General features: G+C 65.8%; 2 protein-coding genes. Both read right to left on the minus strand.

Annotation, left to right across the window (positions count from 1 at the left end; all coding sequences use genetic code 11):
• A partial coding sequence (locus VT52_RS28305) for a type I polyketide synthase (protein WP_206306622.1) occupies positions 1–1179 on the minus strand: 1179 nt, incomplete at its 3' end.
• Positions 1180–1183: 4 nt separating this feature from the next.
• On the minus strand, positions 1184–2012 hold an 829-nt coding region (locus VT52_RS28310), incomplete at its 5' end, for a phosphopantetheine-binding protein (protein WP_240509907.1).

The raw sequence follows: 2012 nt of genomic DNA on the forward strand, positions 1-2012 counted from the left end.
CTTGATGACGCCCGCGATACCGGCTGCTGCCTGGGTGTGGCCGATGTTGGATTTCACCGATCCGAGCCACAGCGGGCGTTCGGCGGGACGGTTCTGTCCGTAGGTGGCCAGCAGGGCTTGGGCCTCGATGGGGTCGCCGAGGGTGGTGCCCGTGCCATGCCCTTCTACGGCGTCGATGTCGTTGGTGGTGAGTCGAGCGTTGGCCAAGGCAGCACGGATGACCCGCTGTTGCGAGGGACCGTTCGGCGCGGACAACTGGCTGCTGGCGCCGTCCTGGTTCACGGCCGAGCCGCGCAGCACGGCCAGGACCTGGTGGCCGTTGGCCTGGGCGTCGGAGAGTCGTTCGAGCAGGACGAGGCCGACGCCTTCGGAGAAGCCGGTGCCGTCCGCGCCGTCGGCGAACGCCTTGCACCTGCCGTCGGGCGAGAGCCCCCGCTGGCGGGAGAACTCCACGAACGTGGTGGGGGAGGCCATGACGGTGACACCGCCGGCCAGTGCCATGGAGCACTCGCCGTTGCGCAGGGCCTGCGCGGCCAGGTGCATCGCCACCAGCGACGACGAACACGCCGTGTCCACGGTCACCGCGGGGCCCTTGAAGCCGAAGGTGTACGCGACGCGGCCGGACACGACGCTGCCGAGACTTCCCGTCGCGACGTAGCCCTCGGCGTCCTTGCCCATGTCCCTCAGGTAGTGGAAGTAGTCCTGTGAGGACACACCTGCGAAGACACCGGTCCGTGACCCCCGCAGGGCCGCTGGGTCGATACCGGCGTGTTCGAGCGCCTCCCAGCTGGTCTCCAGCAACAGACGTTGCTGCGGGTCCATCGCGCGGGCCTCGCGTGGTGAGATTCCGAAGAAGTCGGCGTCGAAGTCACCTGCCTCGTGAAGGAACCCGCCATGACGCGAATAGCTGGTTCCAGAGGCGTCGGGGTCGGGATCGTACAGCTTCTCCAGGTCCCAGCCCCGGCCCGTGGGGAAGGTGCTTATCGCGTCCGAGCCTGAGGTGAGGAGCCTCCACAGCGAGTCGGCGGAATCGACACCGCCCGGCAGCCGACAGGACATGCCGACGATCGCTATCGGTTCACGACTCTTTTCCTCCACCTGCTGCAGGCGTTGCCGCGTCTGGTGAAGGTCGGTGGTTACCCGATTGAGATAGTCGCGAAGCTTCTTTTCGTTTGACATTATGTTAGTCCTCTTCGCTTCGGGTAATTCCGAGTTCTTGGTCGATGAACCGGAATATCTCGTTGTCCGATGCCGATTCGATCTGCTGGGCGACGCCGTCAGAGTCCGGGGCGGAGTGTTCTGCGAGTTTCGCCATGAGGCTTTGCAGTCTGCTGCCGAGGTTGGCGCGCAGGTCGTCGGAGAGGCTGTTGAAGTCCCTCTCTATACGATCGAGTTCCGCAAGAACGGGGTCGACCGGGTCCGAGTCGGGCGCACACAGTTCCTCGTGCAGGTACTGCGCCACCTCGTTGACCGTGGGGTGGTCGAAAATCAGAGTCGCGGGAAGACGTAGGCCGGTGCTCGCGGTCAGGCGGTTGCGGAGTTCGACCGCGGTGAGGGAGTCGAGCCCGAGTTCCTGGAAACCTCGATCCGTCTGCAGGGAACCGGGTGAACTGTGGCCCAAAACGGTCGCCGTGTTGCTGCGCACGAGTTCGAGGAGCTCCACCAGCTGCTCGCTTTCACTGAGCCCCTGCAACCGCTGTGACAGCGGCACGCCGCGCTCTCCACTCGGCCTGGCTGTGGACTTCGTGGTGAGAGAAGCGTTGATGAGGTTGGTGAGGATGGGGGGGAGGATGCCGTTGTGGGCCTGGTCGCGGAGAGCGGGTTTGTTGAGTTGCGCCGGCAGGAGTGTGGGGGCGCCGTTTGCGAGTGCGGTGTCGAGTAGGGCGAGTGCGGTGTCGGTGGGCAGGGGGCTGATGCCGCTGCGGCTGATGCGTGCGCGGTCGGTGTCGTCGAGTTTGCTGGTCAGGCCGCTGGTTTGGGCCCAGTACCCCCAGGCGAGTGAGGTGGCGGGG

Origin of the sequence: Streptomyces malaysiense (assembly GCF_000980885.2) — a bacterium.
Lineage (GTDB): Bacteria > Actinomycetota > Actinomycetes > Streptomycetales > Streptomycetaceae > Streptomyces > Streptomyces malaysiense.